The sequence below is a fragment of the Paraburkholderia sp. RL18-085-BIA-A genome (assembly GCF_046027075.1).
Taxonomy (GTDB): domain Bacteria; phylum Pseudomonadota; class Gammaproteobacteria; order Burkholderiales; family Burkholderiaceae; genus Paraburkholderia.
In genome coordinates this window covers 98,979-118,095 of sequence record NZ_JARESU010000021.1, presented here as the reverse complement: position 1 = coordinate 118,095, position 19,117 = coordinate 98,979, and the positions used below count along the sequence as shown (strand labels likewise).

The 19,117-nt window shown below is 62.6% G+C and carries 18 protein-coding genes and 2 pseudogenes; 7 read left to right on the top strand and 13 right to left on the bottom strand.

Annotated elements, in window-relative coordinates:
- The coding region (locus tag P0D89_RS17115) for a DDE-type integrase/transposase/recombinase (protein ID WP_408376925.1) at positions 1-393 on the top strand (393 nt) is incomplete at its 5' end.
- Between the two features lie 97 nt (positions 394-490).
- Here P0D89_RS17115 and P0D89_RS17110 read toward each other — a convergent pair.
- The 10 genes and pseudogenes from P0D89_RS17110 to P0D89_RS17065 form a co-directional block, all read right to left on the bottom strand.
- Positions 491-2,016 (bottom strand): annotated as a pseudogene (locus P0D89_RS17110) (3-hydroxyacyl-CoA dehydrogenase).
- 57 nt (positions 2,017-2,073) lie between these two features.
- Complete coding sequence (locus P0D89_RS17105) at positions 2,074-2,745, bottom strand: 3-hydroxyacyl-CoA dehydrogenase family protein (protein WP_408361138.1); 672 nt, start codon at positions 2,743-2,745, stop codon at positions 2,074-2,076.
- A 1-nt stretch (position 2,746) separates the two neighbouring features.
- Positions 2,747-3,622 carry a 3-hydroxyacyl-CoA dehydrogenase family protein gene (locus tag P0D89_RS17100; protein WP_408361140.1) on the bottom strand — a complete coding sequence of 292 codons (876 nt, stop codon included), beginning with the start codon at positions 3,620-3,622 and terminating at the stop codon, positions 2,747-2,749.
- 43 nt (positions 3,623-3,665) lie between these two features.
- Positions 3,666-4,436, bottom strand: coding sequence for an enoyl-CoA hydratase/isomerase family protein (locus P0D89_RS17095; protein ID WP_408361142.1), 771 nt, complete (start codon positions 4,434-4,436; stop codon positions 3,666-3,668).
- A gap of 11 nt (positions 4,437-4,447) precedes the next feature.
- On the bottom strand, positions 4,448-5,227 hold the full coding sequence (locus P0D89_RS17090) for an enoyl-CoA hydratase-related protein (RefSeq protein ID WP_408361144.1): 780 nt from the start codon (positions 5,225-5,227) through the stop codon (positions 4,448-4,450).
- A gap of 11 nt (positions 5,228-5,238) precedes the next feature.
- Complete coding sequence (locus P0D89_RS17085) at positions 5,239-6,468, bottom strand: CaiB/BaiF CoA transferase family protein (RefSeq protein ID WP_408361146.1); 1,230 nt, start codon at positions 6,466-6,468, stop codon at positions 5,239-5,241.
- A 102-nt stretch (positions 6,469-6,570) separates the two neighbouring features.
- Positions 6,571-7,908: an MFS transporter gene (locus P0D89_RS17080; RefSeq protein ID WP_408361148.1), complete on the bottom strand. Its 1,338-nt coding sequence runs from the start codon at positions 7,906-7,908 to the stop codon at positions 6,571-6,573.
- A 110-nt stretch (positions 7,909-8,018) separates the two neighbouring features.
- Entirely contained in the window at positions 8,019-9,257 is a 1,239-nt protein-coding gene (locus P0D89_RS17075) for a CaiB/BaiF CoA transferase family protein (protein WP_408361150.1), read from the bottom strand.
- A 48-nt stretch (positions 9,258-9,305) separates the two neighbouring features.
- Positions 9,306-10,073 (bottom strand): CoA-transferase subunit beta, encoded by a 768-nt coding sequence (locus P0D89_RS17070; RefSeq protein ID WP_408361152.1) that lies wholly within the window; start codon positions 10,071-10,073, stop codon positions 9,306-9,308.
- Complete coding sequence (locus P0D89_RS17065; protein ID WP_408361154.1) at positions 10,070-10,975, bottom strand: CoA transferase subunit A; 906 nt, start codon at positions 10,973-10,975, stop codon at positions 10,070-10,072. Before P0D89_RS17065 ends, P0D89_RS17070 begins: the two co-directional genes overlap by 4 nt.
- Before the next feature lie 16 nt (positions 10,976-10,991).
- Here P0D89_RS17065 and dgcA point away from each other — a divergent pair, with 16 nt between their 5' ends.
- Positions 10,992-12,053 (top strand): N-acetyl-D-Glu racemase DgcA, encoded by a 1,062-nt coding sequence (gene dgcA, locus P0D89_RS17060; protein ID WP_408361156.1) that lies wholly within the window; start codon positions 10,992-10,994, stop codon positions 12,051-12,053.
- Between the two features lie 44 nt (positions 12,054-12,097).
- Here dgcA and P0D89_RS17055 read toward each other — a convergent pair whose 3' ends face one another.
- Entirely contained in the window at positions 12,098-12,838 is a 741-nt protein-coding gene (locus P0D89_RS17055; protein WP_408361158.1) for an IclR family transcriptional regulator, read from the bottom strand.
- A gap of 166 nt (positions 12,839-13,004) precedes the next feature.
- Between P0D89_RS17055 and P0D89_RS17050 the strand changes: the two genes are divergently transcribed.
- The 3 genes from P0D89_RS17050 to P0D89_RS17040 all read left to right on the top strand — a co-directional run bounded on the left by P0D89_RS17050 (position 13,005) and on the right by P0D89_RS17040 (position 16,412).
- Complete coding sequence (locus P0D89_RS17050) at positions 13,005-13,805, top strand: SDR family NAD(P)-dependent oxidoreductase (protein WP_408361160.1); 801 nt, start codon at positions 13,005-13,007, stop codon at positions 13,803-13,805.
- Position 13,806: 1 nt separating this feature from the next.
- Positions 13,807-15,258, top strand: a complete 1,452-nt coding sequence (locus P0D89_RS17045) for an NAD-dependent succinate-semialdehyde dehydrogenase (RefSeq protein ID WP_408361163.1) — start codon at positions 13,807-13,809, stop codon at positions 15,256-15,258.
- A gap of 89 nt (positions 15,259-15,347) precedes the next feature.
- A complete protein-coding gene (locus P0D89_RS17040; RefSeq protein ID WP_408361165.1) occupies positions 15,348-16,412 on the top strand; it encodes an alpha/beta hydrolase in 1,065 nt (354 codons plus the stop codon).
- A 45-nt stretch (positions 16,413-16,457) separates the two neighbouring features.
- Here the strand turns inward: P0D89_RS17040 and P0D89_RS17035 are convergent.
- A pseudogene (locus P0D89_RS17035) lies at positions 16,458-16,715 on the bottom strand (c-type cytochrome); the annotation flags it as partial.
- Between the two features lie 93 nt (positions 16,716-16,808).
- Entirely contained in the window at positions 16,809-17,702 is an 894-nt protein-coding gene (locus tag P0D89_RS17030; protein WP_408361167.1) for a LysR family transcriptional regulator, read from the bottom strand.
- Positions 17,703-17,838: 136 nt separating this feature from the next.
- Between P0D89_RS17030 and P0D89_RS17025 the strand changes: the two genes are divergently transcribed.
- Together P0D89_RS17025 and P0D89_RS17020 are read left to right on the top strand one after the other, a co-directional pair.
- Positions 17,839-18,669, top strand: coding sequence for an oxidoreductase (locus P0D89_RS17025; protein ID WP_408361169.1), 831 nt, complete (start codon positions 17,839-17,841; stop codon positions 18,667-18,669).
- A gap of 107 nt (positions 18,670-18,776) precedes the next feature.
- Positions 18,777-19,079 (top strand): YciI family protein, encoded by a 303-nt coding sequence (locus tag P0D89_RS17020; protein WP_408361171.1) that lies wholly within the window; start codon positions 18,777-18,779, stop codon positions 19,077-19,079.
- The last annotated feature ends 38 nt before the right edge of the window (positions 19,080-19,117 follow it).

Here is a 19,117-nt window from a genome sequence, read left to right as displayed (position 1 = left end):
TTGCGCCCGCAATTTGCACCACAGCCCATGAAGGCGGCCAAAGCCTTTTTCAGCAAGGCCATCAAACATCAAGGCCAGCCACCGAAGACCATTACGCTCGATGGTTATGCGGCCTCGCACCGTGCGGTGCGTGAAATGAAGGTCGACGGCCTGCTGCCCGAGGATACGACGGTTCGATCCTCAAAGTATTTGAATAATCTGATCGAACAGGACCATCGAAACATCAAGTCCAGAACAAACGTGATGCTCGGCTTCAAACGGGTCAGAAGTGCCGCGATCACCATTTCAGGCATCGAGTTGATGCATCGCATTCGCAAGGGGCAGTTCAATCTCTCGATTCTCAGGATCAAGGATACCACTGCGCCCGTTGTCTGGAATGCCGTCCTGTTTTAATCAATAAGGTATCCATATCGATAGGATGCGTCTCGTCAAAATCACCTATTTGCACCAGAGCCGCCGCTTGATGCCTTTCGCTTGAGTTCTGTCGCGCTCAGGTGTCCTCGTGCGTCAACGATGCCCCGAGTTGCGCGCGCCGCATTAGCCAGGGCGAAGGGCGATATCGCGGATCGCCAAGCGCGCCTTGCATATTGTTCAGGATCTCCAGAATTCTGGCCGCCCCGATCGCGTCGCCCAGCGCCAGGGGACCTTTCGGATAGCCCAGCCCGAGCGTGACGGCGCGATCGATGTCCTCCGGCGACGCAATTCTCTGCTGAGCGATATCGCACCCGATATTGACGATGCTCGCCACCATGCGCTGGGCCACGAATCCATTGGAATCGCGAATCATCGTCACGGCTGAGCCGTCGTGTGCGAAAAGCGCGCGGGCCGTTTCACGGAACCGCGCTTCGGTGACTGGCGTAGTCATCAGCGTGCGGCGCGAGCACTCGCCGACACGAGGCAGGCAATCGAGCGCGACGACCCTCGTCGCGTCGAGTCCCTCTTCGATCGCGGCCGTCGTGGCGTCCTTGCCGAGTGGCGCCACGATAATCAACGCATGTTCGGACGGCCGCTCACCTTTCTCCATCGTGATTCCGGCCGCCGAAATCAAACCGGCTATCTGCGTGCGCGCTGCGGCATCGCGGGAACTCACCCAGATCCGCTCCGGAAGGTCCGCCGCGATTCCGGCTTCTGGCGGCGGTACCGGCTTGCCATCCACGTACTTGTAAAAGCCCTCACCAGTCTTTTTCCCGACCAGGCCGCCGCTAAGACGAATCGCCGTCAAAGGCGAAGGCCGGAATCGCGGCTCTTCATAGAATTGCTGATAGATCGACTCCATGACGGGATGCGAGACGTCGAGCGACGTGAGATCCATGAGCTCGAACGGTCCGAGCCTGAATCCGGCCTGCTCCCGCATGATGCGATCGATATCGGCGAAGTCCGCAATGCCTTCCCCGACGATGCGCAGCCCTTCCGTATTCATCGCGCGTCCGGCGTGATTGACGATAAACCCAGGCATGTCTTTCGCGCGCACCGGCGTGTGGCCAAGCCGATGCGCGAGCTGAACAAGCCGGTCACCCGTCGAACGCGCGCCCGCAGACCATCGACAACCTCGATGACCTTCATCACCGGCACGGGGTTGAAGAAATGGAAGCCGGCGACCCGCTCGGGCTTCGAACAAGCCGCGGCGATCGCGGTAATAGACAGCGACGACGTATTGGACGCAAGAATGCACGCGTCGCGCACCATCGCGTCGAGCAGCTTGAACAGCGCCCGCTTTGCCTCCAGATTCTCCGCGATAGCCTCAACGATGACGTCGCAGTCTTTCAGTGCCTCGAGCGAATCCGCAGGCTTGATTCTCGCGGCGGCTTCGGCTGCTGCAGCGGTAGTAATGCGGCCTTTTCCGGCGAGCATCGCGAGCGTGTCGCTCAAATGCACGCGCGCCGTTTCGACCGCATTGCGACTTATGTCGTAGAGATGCACGTCGATGCCGGCCAGCGCGGAGATTTGCGCGATACCGCGGCCCATCGCACCGGACCCGACGATGCCGAGCGCGTGCGTCATGAAGTCTTCTTTCATCAGATATATTTCGGGTTTACCAGTTCTGGCCAGGTTCCGGCGGCTCGGGCCTGCCCGCTATGCGTTGCTCTTCGCGGCGAGCCTCGCATTCGCGGCAAGTCGCGCCGGCGCGAACGACGAGTCGCCCAGCGCTTCATAGAGCGCCTGCGAGGTTTCCGCGTGTTCCGCGAGACCGGTTCGATCGAGCAGCGCAAGCGGGCCTTCCGGGTAGCCCAGTCCCATCTTCAGCGTCGTGTCGAGATCCTCGGCGGTGGCGAGCTTCTCATCGTAGCGGCGCAGCACGGCATTGTAATAAGGGCGAATCAGGTAGTTGACAATGCGGCCCGGAAAGTCGTTGCAGATGGCCACGACGAAGCCCGCATTCTCGAAGAGCGCCTTGAGCGCCTGCAGGGCCACCTCGTCATGCTCGCGCGGCACGACGAGTTCGATCAATTGCGTGGGCGCTGCTTTGCCGAGCCGAAAGCGCGCGAAGCCGAACACCCGCTTCGATGCGCGCTGCGCGTCGAGCAACGCCTCGGCTTCGTCCGTATAAACGCCAAGACACTCGTCCTTCAGTTCGATCGCGACAATCGTGTCTGTGCGAAGGCTGGCACGATCAGCGACGTACTCCTTGCCCGCGCACTCGCCCAGATAGACCAGGCAGTCGCCTTCGGCTGACGCGTTGTCGAGGAACGCGTGGCGCTCGGGAAACGACCGGCTCGCGCCGGCCCATTTGATGCGATAGCTCATCTCAGGCTCCAAACATCTTCGTGTCGGTGTACTGGTGGAATCCACGGCCCGTTTTTTTGCCGAGCCAGCCGGCCGCAATCATGCGCTTCACGAGCGGCGGGCACGCGGCCCGATCCTCGTTGGTCAAGCCGTGCATCGCCTCGCTTAGCAGACGCTGCGTGTCCATGCCGATCAGATCGAGCAGTTCGAGCGGACCCATCGGATAGCCCAGCGCCGTCTTGATGGCCTTGTCGATTTCCGCCGGTTCCGCAACGCCTGCTTCCACGAGACGAATCGCGTCGTTGTTATAGGGGATGAGGAAATAGTTGAGGATAAACCCCGGCGTATCGTTCGTTTTCACCGGCTTCTGGCCGAGTTGCACGGTGAAGTCCCACGCGCGCTGCCAGGTGTCGTCACTGGTCGCGAGGCCGGGCGACATTTCGACCAGTTTCATCAATTGCGCGGGCAGGCAGAAATGCATGCCGACGAAGCGATCGGGCCGGCCCGAGCCGCCTGCGATTTCGGTAATGGAGATCGTCGAGGTATTCGAGGCGAAGATCGTCGTGGGCTTGCAGATCGCGTCGAGCGCGGAAAAAAGTTCGTGCTTGACGCGCAAATCCTCGAACACCGCCTCGATGACCACGTCGCTCGACGCGAGGTCCTCGAGCCTCGTGGTGGACGACCATCGCGCGAGAATCGATTCGACCTCTTCCGCGCTGAGCTTGCCGCGCGCCACAGATTTATTAAGGAATGCCTCGGTTTGCTGCCGGGCGCGATCGAGCGCATCCTCGCGCGCATCGAACACGATCGTGCGAAATCCCGCCCTTGCCGCCACGATGGCGATTCCGGTGCCCATCGTGCCGCTACCCGCGACTGTTACTGTATTCACTTTTGTCACGTCTACTCCACCTAGGTTGTTTGCATGCGCTTGCGCGCGGCGCTCACCAATCCCTGAATGTCGGTTTGCGCTTTTCGATGAACGCGCGCATGCCTTCGTCGGCGTCGTTGGTCTGGTAGGCCAACGTCGAGAGGTCCGCTTCGATACGCAGCCCCTCTTCGAGCACGGAATCGAATGCCCGTTGGACGGCCTGCTTCGCCAGCATCAAGGCGATCTTGCTGTGTCCCGTGAACTGGCGGCTGAACGCTTCGCCAATCTGATGGGGATCGCCCTCATCCACGACGCAGCTGACGAGCCCGATCCGTTCGGCTTCCTCGGCGTCAATCGTCTTGCCCGACATGATGAGCTCCAGCGCACGCGCAGGACCGACGATGCGCGGCAGGCGTTGCGTCCCGCCGTAGCCCGGAATCAGGCCCAACTTGATCTCCGGCAACCCCATCTTCGCGGATCGCATCGCCACGCGGAAGGTGCACGCCAGCGCAAGCTCAAGGCCGCCGCCAAACGCGTAACCTTTGACGACGGCGATCGACGGGATCGACAGTTCATCGAGCTTGCAAAACACGGACTGCCCGAAGCTCGCTCCCTGTCGTTGCTCCACCAGACAGCGCGCGGTCAACTCCTTGATATCCGCACCCGCGCAAAACGCCTTTTCGCCATGTCCCGAGACGACCAGCGCGCTTGCGCCGGACGCCTTGACTTCGTCGATCGCGCTGGAGATCTCGCGCAGAACGCCAAAGCTGAGCGCGTTGAGCGCCTGCGGGCGATTCAGTGTGAGGAATGCGACGTCCTCACGGAATGAAAGTTCGACGCTCATGCCTCGCCCCTTCAATGACCGAAGCGGCCCGCGTCGGGAGAACGGCGCTCGGCGAACGACTGCGCGAGTTCATCCTGTTCTTCGCTGCCGATGTAGGCACGCAGCAGCAGATCGTGCGTCACTCGCGAAAGTCCCGCGACGCCACCATGCCGCGCATTGAAAGCGCCTTTGATCGAGGCGAGCGCGAATGCGCCGCGCTCGGCGATTTCGAGCGCATATTCCCGCGTCGCGCTCTTCAGCTCGCCATCCGGCACCACCTTGTTGATGAGACCCATTTCGAGCGCTTCACCCGCCGTGATCTTCTGGTTGCGATACCAGATTTCCTTCGCGCGCTTCTTGCCCACGAGATCTTCGAGGTACCACGTGCCGTACCCGGCGTCGAAGCTACCGACCATCGGTCCTACCTGGCGGAAGATCGCGCTTTCCTTCGCGATCGTGAGATCGCAAACGACCTGCAGCACGTTGCCCCCGCCCACCGCGAAGCCATTAACCGATGCGATCACGGGCTTCTGCAGACGGTCGATGTTTTCGTACATTTCGAGCACCGGCAGCACGCCGGCATAGAGCTTCGAGTCCTGCATGCCATCCTTGCGACCGCCCGTGCAGAAGAATTTCTCGCCCGCCCCGGTGAGCACGATGACGCGCGTGCGCGTCTCGCGGCGAATGTCGTTGATGCAGTCGCGGATCTCATGGCACATGCGCTCGGTGAACATGTTGCCGTCGTCCGGACGATTGAGCGTGATGGTCCCGATCGGGCCATCTTCTTCATACAGAATCTCTTCGTAAGCCATGGAAACCTCCATCAAATGATCTTTGCCGCGACGAGACGGGCAACGTCCTCTTCGGCCATCCCGAGACGCTGCCGCAACACGCTTTGCGTGTCGCGGCCGAGCTCGGGCGGCGGCCGTCGGTGAACGTTGCTGACGCCGTCGAAGCGAATACCCAGACCCACCTGGGGAACGAGCCCATCCGCGGCCTCGACCGCGTAAAACATGCCTTTTCCACGCAGCACTTCATCGGCCACGACCTGTTCGACACGGTTGATCGGTCCCGAGGGAATCCGGTGTGATTCGAAAAGTGCAAGCCAGTGCGCGCGGGGACGCGCCAGCAGAATGCGGCTGACCTCGGCCACAATTTCCGCGCGCCGCTCTCTGCGTGCGGCGTTCGTGGCGAAACGCGCTTGCTGGCCGTACGCGGGATGCTCGACCGCCTGCCAGAAGCGCTGCCAGATCACATCGTTGCCGAGGCCGAGCGTGATCGGCTCGTCCGCAGTACCGAACACCTGATAGATCGCGATGACGGAATCGCGCCCGCCCGATCGCGTCACCGCCTCGCCGCTCCCGAGCCAAGGCACGATGCGCGGCGACATGAAGCGGACCATGCTTTCCACCATCGAGACGTCGATCGCCTTGCCGGTACCGGTACGCTGCCGCTCGATGATCGCCGCCAGGGTCGCGAGCGCGACGTCCTGCCCCGCGAGCAGGTCCGCCGCAGGCGTGCCGACTTTTTGCGGGCCGCTATCGGGCTCGCCGGTCAGGTCCATCACGCTCGAATAACCTTCCGCAATGAGGTCGTAGCACGGCGAGTCCGCGCGCGTGCCCGTGAGACCGAAGCCCGTCAGCGAGACGTGGATCAGGCGCTCGTTGATCGTACGCAGCCGCGCTTCGTCGAGTCCTAGCTTCGCCTGCACGCCCGGGACCATGTTGAGCACGATGACGTCGCTTTCCTCAACGAGCCGATCGACGATATTCCGTCCCTCCGGCTGGCGAATATCGAGGGTCATGCTTTCCTTGTTCCGGTTGACGCTCAGGAACCAGAGCGACTGCGTGCCGAGAAACGGCGGCCCCCATGCCCGTGTGTCGTCGCCCGCGCCGGGCTTCTCGATCTTCAGCACTTCCGCGCCCATGTCCGCGAGCAATTGGGTCGCGTAGGGGCCCGCGATCGAGGTCGTCAGATCGAGTACGCGAATGCCCTCCAGCATGCGCAAACCGCCTTCATCGCGTTGCACGGGAAGCGAATCGAATGGCTTCATAATAAGTTATCTTAAATAAACGTATTGCGAACGGATCGATATGGACTAGTCGAACCCGCTGTTTCCTGCATTGTTGTAAGACTGCTACGCTCGCGCCCGGCGTCAGACGTCCAGAAGCAACGGACGATTCGCGGTCTCGCGCATCAGGACGGAGGCGACGAACGCGACGCCAGTCGCGCTCATCACAAAGAACGCAGGTGATGCCGGGTTTCCGGTGCTGGCCACGAGCCAGGTCGCGATATAGCCCGCCGAGCCGCCCGCGAGAATCGAAGCGATGTTGTAGCCGAGCGCGAAGCCGCTGACACGCATCGAAGCAGGCAGCGTTTCTGCGAGCGTCGCAAGCAGATTCGCCAGATAGCATGCGGTGATCTGTCCGAGGACGAGTTGCACGGCGATGCCCACGACCGCGCTATGCGTTGCGAGCGTGAAGAGCGGATACGCGCTCACAACGAACAGCCCGTTAAGCAGAACCATGATCTTCTTGCGGCCGAAGCGGTCGGAAAGACGCGACCAGAACGGCATCGATACGGCCGCGAGCACGAGCGTCGCCGTGGTCGCCCATGCCGCTGTTTTCGCATCCACCACGTGCTGGGTCTGAAGCAGCGTGCTCAGATAAGTGAACACGGTCCAGTAGCTCGCGTTCGACGTCAAAGCCAGCGCGATCACCACGAGAACGGCGGTGGGCCGCGCCTTGAGCACGCCGAGCGCAGGCGCTCGCTTGATTTCCTTTTCCTTGGCGATTTCCTCGAACGCGACCGACTCCTCCATGCGCAGGCGCACGAACAATGCGATGAGACCGAGCGGCAGCGAAACGAGAAAAGGAATGCGCCAGCCCCACGTTGCGAAATCTGTCTCCGCAACGAAAGCCCGCGTGAGCGCCACGCTGAACGACGCGAGCAGCGTGCCCGAGACCGTTCCCAGATTGACGAAGCCAGTGAGGTAGCCGCGTCGTTCTATCGGCGATTGCTCCGCCACATAGGAGGCGGCCGTGCCCAATTCGCCGCCTGCGGAAAACGCCTGAACGCAACGCAGGAGCACGAGTATCACGGGCGCCGCCACGCCAAGCGCTTCGTATGACGGAATGAAGCCGATGAGAACGCTCGCAGCGACCATGCCCGCGACGGACAGCGTCAGCGCCTTGCGCCGGCCCAGCCTGTCCGCGAGGTGGCCGATGACGATGCCACCGAACGGCCGCAGAAAGAACGACGCCGCAAAGATGGCGAACGTGGAGAGCAGGCCCGCGGTCGGATCGGACTTCGGAAAGAAAACCTGCGCGATCGTCGTCGCGAGAAAGGCGTAGATCGTGAAATCGTAATACTCGATCGCGGTGCCGATGCCCGCGCCGATGACAATGCGGCGCCGGCGCGCCGGATCGTGCGCCAGGCTCTCCTCGACCTCGCGCTCCGCTCTCGTATGAATCGAATCGTTCAAAGTACTCATGTCTCGTCTCCACCTTCCTTGCATGACAACACCGTTGCCAATATTCTTATCGGGGCGCCACGCATCATGTGCGCCATGATCGGTCAAGCCAGTCCCGTTGATGGGGCAACCTATTCCATTGCTCCGACTGCGTTGCCCGTGGCAGGTCTGTACTCCACGACGCCGCTTTCGATCAACTGCTCGATTTCACGCGCGCTCATGCCCAGCTCGGCTTCGAGAACATCGAAGGTATGTTCGCCGAGCCTCGGGGCGGCTGGACCGACGACCGGCGGCGTCGCGGAAAACCGCAGGCCCGACGTCACCACGGGATACCGGCCGTACAGCGGATGCTCGACATAGGCGACCTGATCCAGATGCCTGACCTGTGGATCCTCGAAAACCGCATCCATCTTGTTGATCGGCGCGACCGGCGCGCCCGTCGCCGAAAGCAGGTCTACCCAGTAGCTCGTCTTCTGGGTGCGAGTGATGGCGCTGATCATGCCGACGAGTTCCGGCTTGTGCACCACTCTGTCGCCGTTCGTGAGGAAGCGCGGATCGTCCTTCCATTCGGGCTTGCCCAGTGCATCGCACGTTTTCCGGAACAGCTTGTCGTTGGGCGAGCCCATCAGCACCCAGCCATCTTCGGTCGGAAACGCCTGATACGGCGCCACGTTCGCGTGCCCGGAGCCTTGCGGCTTCGCGATGCTCCCGCCAATGAGATATTCGCTGGCGACATTGATCAGAATGGCCAACTCGGTGCTCAGCAAGGACGCGTCGACGCGCTGCCCTTCGCCCGTCACGGTGCGGTGATGAAGCGCGGCCAGCACACCAATGGCGGCATGCAGCCCGGTCGACACGTCGATCAGCGCCACGCCGGTTTTGACCGGCTCGCCGTCCGCGTTGCCGGTCACGCCCATCAATCCGCCGAGCGCGGAAATCATCAGATCATAGCCGGGCCGTTCCTTGTACGGCCCGCTCTGCCCGAACGCGGAAATCGCGCAGTAGATCAGGCCGGGATTCGTCTTTTTCAGCTCTTCGTAACCGAGGCCGAGACGATCCATCACGCCAGGCCGGAAACTTTCGACGATCACATCTGCGTCGGCGACCAACCGCTTGGCGATCTCTATGCCTTCCGCGGTCTGCAGATCAATCGCGATGCTGCGGCGATTCCGGTTGAGCCCCAGGAAATAGGAGCTGACTTCGCCCACGAACGGCGGCCCCCAGCCGCGACTGTCGTCGCCGGTTCCAGGCCGTTCGATCTTGATCACGTCCGCACCGAGATCGCCGAGAATCGACGTCGAATACGGGCCCGCCACAACGCGCGTGAAATCGATCACGCGCAATCCCTTCAAGCAAGTTTTATGATTCATGGTGTTTTACCGAGTGTTCCGTGCTTTATCCAGTTCCGGCAGCGGCGCTCAGACCGACAATTCTCCGCTGGGATCGACGAATCTGCGCAGCATCGTCAGTTCCTCCGATGTGGGAGCATCCGTGCGAGGCCATGACGCCGGGTGCAACGGAAAGCCTGTGTTCCTGACGACGTCATCTGGGTCGACGCCGGGATGGATCGAGCGGACCTGCATGCATTTTTCGGCGTCGAATTCGAACGTTACGAGCGGCGTGACGCACACTACCGGTCCTTCAGTCGTTATGCCGAGCCTTTCCCGGTCGCCGGGACCGTTCAGATGTCCGGCCGCCGTGAGGAATTCCACTTTCTCCACGAACGTCCGCGGGGTATGGGCCGCGCTGAACAGCAGGATGCGCTTCGACACGACGGCAAACGACGTATTCGCCAGGCCTGGCCCACGAAACTGGGGACGCCCGTCTGCGCCATAACCCGTGCCGGTCAGATTGATGTTGCCGCGCCGGTCGATCTGGACGCCGCCATAAAACATCACGTCAAGCCTGCCGTTCTCCGACATTTCGAAGAGGTCATAAGCAGTCCCAATCGCTTCGGCGCCTTCCACCCACCGCCCATCCGAGGCGGATCGATAGAGCCTCGATGGCGCGGGATTGACGACGCCCGCCGGCGTGATGAGCGTCAAGTCGGGCGCGTGCATTATTTGCGCGAGCAGACACGCGGCGACCGGCACCAGCGAGCTGGCCCCTGTGACGGCGAGATCTTCGTTTCTCAATTCGCGGGCCAGCAGGACCGTCATCAACTCGTCGTTGCTGTAGCCGTTCATCGGACCACTTCCGAAAGCTCAAGAATCCGCGTCGCGCCACCCACACGGTCAACATAGTCTTCGAGCGACGTGGGCGCTTCGACGTACGGAGCAAGAAAATCGCGATTCCACGTGTCGGCGCTCGCGCCCGCCTTGATGTACGACCGGATATACGCTTCGTCGTGCACGTGGACGCCGTGGCTGGAGCACGGATGCGCGCCAAACGGCGCCTCGACGACGGCGTCGACGAGATAACCAGGAATCGTGGTGCGATGCGGCTGCGTGCGAATCGAATCGTTGTCCACGATCCGGTCGACGGTGACGATCACGTACTGCGACGCCTTCGCAAAGAGCGGGTCGCAAAACGGCGTGCCCAGACTTCTTACGTTGCCGTACCTGTCGGCTTCCTGCGCGTGCAGGATGCACACGTCCGGGCGCATCGCGAGCGGCGCCACAACAGCGTCCCGGTTGCGCGGCGCGGCGGGCGACCTGCAGATATCAGTGCCCTTCACGGACGTCACCGGATGTGAGTCGAGATGCTCGACGGTCGCCATGAGACCGCCGAGGATTGTGGCCTCGTCGGCATCGACGATACGCACAGCGCCCTCCTGCGCCGCGCGCCGAAAATTCGGCGCGAAACCGAGATGCTCGAAGGAGACATGCCCCACGGTCGCGTGCGACACGCAACCTGCGCCGATCAGCAGATCGACCGCGTAGCTCGACGGCGGTGCCGCGACGATCCGCAGATCGCGGATCTTGCGCCGCGCAAGCTCTCTCACTGCCGCGCACGGATTGTTATGAAACCACAAGCCACCGAGTGCGACGAGTTGCCCTGCCTCGACACGCGTCATGGCGTCGGTGAGGCTCGTCAGTTTGCTCCTCCGGGTCGGTTTGTCCGCATCCGCTTTCGAATCGATAGTCATCTGGCGAAACCATAATATGTTCTACGAATCCATAATATGGTTCAATCTTAGCTGTGTCAAACTATTTTGCGAACAAGAGGAGAGTGAGATGAAGCGCAGGACTCTGGAACAGCAACACCGCACGCTGCCGATTCGTGGCGTATTCCGCATCAGCCGAGGCTCGAAGACGGTCGCCGAGTCGATCGTCGTCAGCATCAGGGAGGGCGATGCCGTTGGCAGCGGAGAGTGCGTACCCTATGGCCGTTACGGCGAGACCATAGAGAGCGTCGCCGCGCAGATCGAATCGGCGCGGCCGGCGATCGAGGAAGGGATCGACCTGCGGACGTTGCAGCAGCTACTGCCACCCGGCTCGGCGCGCAACGCCATAGACTGCGCGCTGTGGGACTTGCGCAGCCGCATGAGCGGTCACACCGTAGCGGCGTTTGCCGGACTCGCCGCGCCGCTCCGGCCGGTGCTTACCGCATTTACGCTGAGCCTCGGGGAACCGCGGGAGATGGCAGAGAAAGCGCTCGAGTTCGCGCATTACCCGCTGCTAAAGCTGAAGCTCGGTGGCGACGGAGACCTCGAGCGCGTGCTCGCGGTGCGCGAGGCGGCGCCGCGAGCGCGGCTGATGGCGGACGCCAATGAGTCGTGGCAGCCTAGGCACCTGGACGCCTTCCTGCCGGAATTCGCAAGGCTAGGCTTAGAGTTGCTGGAGCAGCCGCTGCCGGCCGGCGCCGACGAGGCTCTGCTGGGCTACGCGAGCCCGGTTCCGCTCGCGGCCGACGAGTCGTGCCGCGATCTGCGGTCGGTGGACGACATCAGGAGGAAGTACGCGTTCGCCAACATCAAGCTCGACAAGACCGGCGGATTGACCGAAGGTCTCGCACTGGCCGACGCGGCGCGCGCGGCCGGCCTGAAAATCATGGTCGGGTGCATGGTCGCCTCCTCGCTGTCGATGGCGCCCGGCATCGTGCTCGCGCAGGCCGCGGAGGTCGTGCATCTCGACGGACCGCTGCTGCTCGCGCGCGACCACGATCCGGCGCTGCGTTATGAAGGCGCCATTCTCTATCCCGACGCGAACGTCTGGTCGACGTAGACCGCATCCGGAAGCACTCCATCCCCCGGTGGCGGCTCAAGCGCTTACTCGAAATAGCTTAGCCGGCGGGAGATTTCCCGGCCCGCCCCGACCACTGCGTCGACCAGCTCCTCGACGCGCTTCGGATCACTCGCACGCGACTTCAGCACGGGAATGCTCACCGCGGCGATGACCTGCCGCGTGTGGTCACGGATGGGCGCCGCGACCGCCCACACGTCCCGCTCCGTGAACTCGTCGTTGATCGCGTAGCCCTTTTCGCGCACGTCCACCAGCAGCTTCAGGAACGCCTTCGGGCTGGCGAGCGCCGCGACGTGCCCCGGACGCCATTGCGACGCCGTCGGCAGCAGGCCCTCGACCTGATTCTCGGGTAGCCACGCGAGCAGGACCTGTCCTGAGGCGCGCCCGTCCCAGGGCGGGCGGCGATAGCCGATCGGGCTGAAAATCTTGATCGTCTGATTCGTCACGCGGCGATCGACGAACACGACGTCATTTTCGATGAGCACGGTCAACTGGACGTTCTCGCCCGTCTTGTCCCGCAAATCGTCAAGCGGCTGGCTGGCGGCCGATATGAGGTCGTTGCCCTGCACCGCCACAGCCGCCAGCCGGACGATCTCGACGAAGGGGGAATACTTTCCGGTCCGCGGATCCTGCCTCACGAACCCCTTGCTCTCCAGCGCGTCCAGGATACGCCGCACGGTGCTGGGCGCCAGATCGAGCCGCGCGGTGATCTCCGACATCGTCAGCGCGGCTTCATCGGTCGAAAAGATCTTGAGGACGTCGAGCATACGCTCTGCGGACCGCAACGTCTGACCGGTTGCGAGTTTAGGCACGTGTGTGTTCCTCCATCTTCGATAGCAAGTCGCGTCTCAATCTACGCAACCACCATTTTATGGTATCTTTATCCATATAATGAATCTTCTCACCCGGGAATTTCACGATCAGGAGAGTCTCATGCGTTTGAGTAACAAGGTAGCGGTGGTGACCGGAGCGGCGTCGGGGATTGGCCGTGCCATCAGTCTGCGGCTGGCCGCCGAGGGCGCGACCGTGATCGCGACCGACCTGAATGCCGATGGCGGCGCAGGCGTCATTGACGAAATCAGGAGCAAGGGAGGCACAGGAGCGTTCAGGACGCTCGATACCACTTCCGAGGAACAGTGGCATGAAGTGGCAGCGTGGACGGTCGACCAGTACAGGACACCGGACATACTTGTGAATAACGCCGGAGTATATCTCATCCGTCCTCTCGCCCAGACGACCGTCGACGAATGGGACCGCATGATGAACGTGAACGCCAAGGGCGTCTTTCTGGGCATGCGAGCGTTCGGGCCACTCATGGCGAAAGCGCATGGCGGGGCGATCGTCAACATGTCCTCGACCAACGCGCTCACCGGCATCGCCGGACGCACGGCATATGCCGCCAGCAAGGCGGCGGTGCGGATCATGAGCAGGACGGTCGCAATCGAATATGCCTATGACCAGGTGCGGGTCAACGCGGTGTTTCCGGGTTTCGTGCGTACGGCCATCGCCGAATATGGCGCGCAGAAGGCGGGGGCTACGGTGGACGACCTCGGCAGGATGGTCAGCCCGCTCGGCCGCATCGCCGAGCCGGAGGACGTCGCCAACTCGGTGCTGTTCCTCGCCTCCGACGAAGCGCGCCACATCACCGGCGCGGAGTTCGTCGTGGACGGCGGCCTGACCGCCAGCCCCAATAGCCCGGCGCACGTGAGCGCCCTGCAACCCGCGGAGGTGTGACATGACGCTGCCATCTCATACGACGCGCGATGTCGATCTTTTCATCGATGGCGCATGGACGAGCGGCGCCGGCGACGAATGGCTCGAGAACCGCAATCCGGCGACCCTGGACGTCATCGGGCGCGTCGCTGTCGCCACCGAGGCCGATCTGGAGCGCGCGGCCCGCGCGGCCTTGCACGCGTTCACAGCGTGGAGCCGCACACCGGCGCTCGAACGCTCGAATATCCTGCGGCGCGCCGCAGCGCTCTTTCGCGAGCGTGCCGAGGACATCAGCCGCGCGATGACCGTCGAACAGGGCAAGCCGCTCTCCGAATCGCGGCTCGAAGCCGAGCTCGCTGCGCAGATCATCGACTGGTTCGCCGAGGAAGGTCGGCGAACCTATGGCCGCATCGTTCCCGGCAGGCACCCCGATATCCAGCAGCACGTCATTCAGGTGCCTGTCGGTCCCGTGGCATCGTTCGCGCCGTGGAATTTTCCGCTGACCCAGGTGGCCCGCAAGATCTCTGCGGCACTGGCCGCCGGTTGCACCGTCATCATCAAGCCGCCCGAGGAAGCGCCTGTCTGCACGTCCGGGCTTGTGCGATGCTTTGCCGACGCAGGCGTGCTGCAGGGTGTGGTGAATATGGTGTTCGGCGCACCCGCCGAAATTTCGTCGTACCTCGTGCCGCATCCGGCAATCAAGAAGATCTCCTTTACCGGCTCGGTGCCTGTCGGCAAACATCTGGCGTCGCTTGCAGGTCAGCATATGAAGCGCGCCACGATGGAGCTGGGCGGTCACGCACCCGTGATCGTCACACCGAGCGCCGATCTGCCGATGGCGGCGAAAGCAATCGTGCAGGCCAAGTATGCGAACTGTGGACAGGTCTGCATTTCGCCGACGCGCATTCTGATTGCCGATTCCATCTACGAGCGCTTCACGGCGGAGTTTCTCGACAATGTGCACAGCGTGGTTGTCGGCGATGGCCTGGATCCCGCGACGAAGATGGGCCCGCTCAACAACGAGCGCAGGCTCGCGGCGATGAAGCGGCTCGTCGAGGACGCGAGGCAATACGGTGGCAAGGTGCTCGCGGGCGGCAACGCGATCGACCGGCCGGGCCACTTTTTCGAGCCGACGGTAATCGAGGAGCCCGGCATCGAAAGCGCGCTGATGAACGAAGAACCCTTCGGCCCCATTGCAATACTGACGCGCTACAACGCGCTGGACCAGGCGCTCGAAGAAGCCAACCGCCTGCCCTTCGGTCTCGCCGCCTACGCATTCAGCGACTCGGCGAACGACATTGCGAAGATTACCGTGGGCGTGCAAACCGGCATGCTTGGCATCAACCACACCGCGATCGCGTATGCCGAAACACCGTTCGGCGGCGTGAAGGACAGCGGCTATGGATCGGACGGCGGCCTCGAAGCCATGCGCGGCTATCTGCAGCCCGAACTGGTGACTATCGCCACGCGCTGATCGCGTGCCCGCCTTTCTTCTGCAAAACACCGCGGCGCCTAACCGCGCCGCAGTTCGACCCACCCTGCATCCTGTACGACTCGCTTCCAATGCGCATCCCGAAATCACCACTGGCTTCCGCGCTGCTGGCCACAGCCTTTTTCACCTGCGTCTGGAATGACGCGCACGCGCAGTACACGACAGCGTCCAGCAGCGCAGATATCGCCGCCGTCGCCAACGTCGTCGCCATGCGCCAGGACTCGCTCGTCGGCACACATGGCTTTCTCGATCGCCGCGCGGCGTTCGAGAAATTGATGGCGAGGTTCCCGCTGCCGGACGGCGTGACGGTACGCGAAATCGACGCGGACGGCGTGCCCGGCAAATGGATCTCGCCCCACGGCGCATCAGGCTCACCCGTCGCGCGTGAGCGCGGCGTGATTCTCTATCTGCACGGCGGCGGCTTCTACAGCGGCTCCAGCGATAGCCACCGCGTGCTTGCCGCCACGCTCGCGAAGGATGCTGGCGCTGACGTACTGCTGATCGATTACCGGCGCATGCCCGAAGCAGTCTATCCCGCGCAGATCGACGATGCCTTCGCGAGCTACGCATGGCTGCTCAAGCAGGGCTACGCCCCTTCGCGGATCGCTCTTGCCGGTGAGTCGGCCGGCGGTAACCTCATGCTGGAACTGGCCTTGCGGCTGCGCGCGGCGCATCTGCCGCTGCCATCGTCGATGGTTGCGATGAGCCCGATCATGGACCTGAGCGCATCAGGCAACTCGACGCTTGAGAACGCGAAGCGCGATCCGCTGCTCACCCGCGACGGCCTCATCGACGTGACGCGCGTCTACATGCACGGCGGCGATCCGCGCAACCCGGACGCATCGCCGCTATTCGCCGATCTGCACGGCCTGCCGCCGCTGCTGTTGCAGGTCGGCTCGCGCGAGATCCTGCTCGACGACAGTCTGCGCACCGCGCGCGTCGCCGCGATGGACGACGTCGCCGTTTCGGTCGAGGTATGGCCCGGCATGGTGCACCAGTGGCAGCTGTTTCCAGGCCTCATTCCCGAAGCGCGCCGTGCGCTTAGTGATACCGCCGGCTTCATCCAGGCGCACATATCGCAACTGGGCGACGCGAACACCGCAAGCGCAACGGCTGTATCCTCTATGCATAACTGAACGTTTTGCCACACCGCCGCCACAGCCGGGCTTCCTGGGGGCACGTCAATTTCCGGCGCTCGGGGACGTGAGCGCCGCGTAGTCGTACGCATTGATGCCGCGCGCCTTGTAGAGAAACGCGGCGAGCTGCCAGATCGTCTGATCGTCCTGCGTCTTGCCTAATGCGGGCATGGCGGTCATCTTGACGCCATTCTTGATCACCCAGTACATCAGTTGCGGATTGTTGCGCCGATTCGCGCCCAGCAGCGCCGGTGCGAGCGGCAGGATGCCTTGGCTCAGTGGGACGCCCGGCGCGCCATGACATTGCGCGCAGGTCGATTAATAGATTCGCGCGCCTGCCTCGACATTGACCCTGTTCATCAAGTCGGCCGGCACCTCGATACCGCGGCCCGCGCGTTATTTCAGGCGGGCGCGTGCGAAGTCGATGAAAGCACGCAGCTTGCGCGGCATGCCGCCGGGATTGTAGTAGTAGAGGTAGAGCGCTGCCCTCGGAACCCAGTCGTCAAGCGCGCTCACCAGCCGGCCGGCGCGGATATGCGGCTCCGCCGCGCGGTATTGAAGGTAACTAAAGCCGAAGCCGTCGAACGCGGACTGCAAAAGCAGGTCGTTGTCGTTGGTCGCGATGCGTCCTGCGACGGCGATGCGAATCCTCTCGTCGCCCTTCTGGAATTCCCAGCGATAGAGCGCGTTCGTGTCGGCGCTCCGGTAGTTGGTGCACTCGTGTGCGAGCAGATCTCTCGGATGCGCGGGAATGGCTTTGCCTTCGAGATACGCAGGCGACGCCACAATGCAGAACCGCATGTTGGTCACGAGCGGTATCGCCACCATGTCCTGCGTGAGCACGTTGTCGTATCGAATGCCCGCGTCGTAGCCCTTGCTGGCGATATCGACGAGACTGTTTTCAGCCATGACGTCGACGTTGATATCGGGGTAGGCCCTAAGGAACTCCTTCAGGATGGGGGTGATAACCAGCGAGATCGCCGAGGGCGGCACGTTCAGCCGCAGCGTGCCCGCCGTATCGCTCGATGCGCGGCCAATTTCGCTGAAGGCGAGATCCAGTTGCTCAAGCAACGGCTGGATTCGGGTGAGAAACGCGTGGCCCGCCTCGGTGAGGCTGACACTGCGCGTTGTCCGATTGAAGAGCTTGGTGCCGACCTGTTTTTCCAGCTGACGGATGACGTAGCTGGCCGCCGAATTGGACATGCCCAGCGCTTGTGCGGCGGCGGTGAAACTCTGCTCCTGGGCGACGCGCACGAACAAGGACAAGTGAGAAAGATCGGAACCGTTCATTATGCAAATTCATTGCATGGACCATTTGCATTATGCCTCTTTTTTTCATGACCGCTCGCGGCCGATACTGCGACGCATGCGGTCGCCAAGCGGCGCCGTCCTGTAATCGTCCATTTGGATCAAGGAGAACTCAACAATGAAAACGTGGTTCATCACGGGTGTCAGCACGGGTTTTGGCCGCGCTCTGGCCGAGACGCTCATCTCGCGCGGCGAGCGTGTAGTCGGCACGTTGCGCAATGAGGATCAGCGTGCACAATTCGACGCGTTGTCGCCCGGCAAGTCGTTCGGCTACCTCCTCGACGTCCGCGACCACGACGCGGTGCGTCGCGTGGTCGCGCAAATCGAAGAGGAAGTCGGCACCATCGACGTTCTCGTCAACAACGCGGGATACGGTTACGAAGGGAGCGTCGAAGAAGCCACGCCGCAGGCCATCCGCGCCCAGTTCGATGTGAACCTGTTCGGCGCGGTCAGCGTGCTGCAAGCCGTTCTTCCCTTCATGCGCAAGCGGCGCGCGGGTCACATTTTGAACGTGACCTCGATGGGCGGCCTGATGACGTTTCCGGGCGTGGGCGTCTACAACGCCAGCAAATTCGCGCTGGAAGGGATTAACGAGGCGCTCGCATCCGAAGTCAGGCAGTTCGGCATCAAGGTCACTGCCATCGAGCCCGGCGCATTCCGCACCGACTGGGCAGGACGTTCGATGACCCGCGCAGCCCGCACGATCGGCGACTATGCGTCGCTCCTCGAACCGATCTCAGTCTCCCGCGCCGCGCGCTCGGGAAAACAGCCAGGCGACCCAGCGCGGGCTGCCCTCGCGATGATCAAGCTCGTGGAATCGGAGCGTCCACCCGTGCATCTTCTGCTCGGAACCGATGCGGTAAAATTCGTGCGCGAGAAGATCGCGACGTTGACGAAGGAAATCGACGATTGGGAATCGCTTAGCGTGAGTACCGACTTTCCCGAGTGAGAGCGTGCACTGCGACCTCGCTTCCCGGCTCGCCAATCAGCGGCGAAGTCGCAGGCTCACGCAGGCCGGATTCAGTCACGTGTCTTCGAAAACTCATTGAGTCACTCATGTTCATTGTTCTTCTGCACTACATACAACCGCTCCCCACCATCGAGGCTCACCTCGAAGCACATCGGCGTTTTCTCGACCACCACTATGCAACGGGCCGTTTTCTGGCGTCCGGCCCGCAGATACCGCGAACCGGCGGCGTCATTCTTGTCAAAGGCGCGAGCCGAAAGGAACTCGACGACGTGCTCGCCGAAGACCCTTTCTATCGCGAACAGGTCGCGAGTTATCAGGTCATCGATTTCGAACCGAACAAATTCGGTGCGGGCGTCGAGACGCTGCTTGGGGCACCGTTCGTTGAATGAATGACGACGCCATGCGCACCGCGTCTTCGGGTGCGTCG